This window comes from Bacteroides sp. 214, assembly GCF_010501015.1.
Classification (GTDB): domain Bacteria; phylum Bacteroidota; class Bacteroidia; order Bacteroidales; family Bacteroidaceae; genus Bacteroides.
This window is the reverse complement of the sequence record NZ_QVML01000071.1, coordinates 1-299: the sequence shown is the minus strand read 5'-3', so window position 1 is coordinate 299 and position 299 is coordinate 1. Positions and strand designations below refer to the sequence as shown.

General features: G+C 46.8%; 1 protein-coding gene. It reads right to left on the bottom strand.

Annotated features, from left to right (window positions below):
* The coding region (locus D0T50_RS13580) for a hypothetical protein (protein ID WP_163224055.1) at positions 1-299 on the bottom strand (299 nt) is incomplete at both ends.

Here is a 299-nt window from a genome sequence, read left to right as displayed (position 1 = left end):
TTGCGCGCGCGTTCCTTTTGCATTTGCATTTCCTTGTCAAACTCATCAAGTTTAACAGTCATGTTATTCTCGCGGAGAATGAGTTCGGTAAGGTCGATGTTGGCTTTTACTAAAGCAATGTCGGCATGCAAGCTGGCAAGGTCGGTCTTTACCTGCTGATAAGCCTCTTGTTGATATTCCACACCGTTTACTTTATAACGTGTAGTAGAGATGGCATTGCTACCGGAGAGCGACACACCTTCTCCTTCCCCATGGAGATAGAAACCGACGACGACGCGCCCTTCGATATTGAAGTAAGC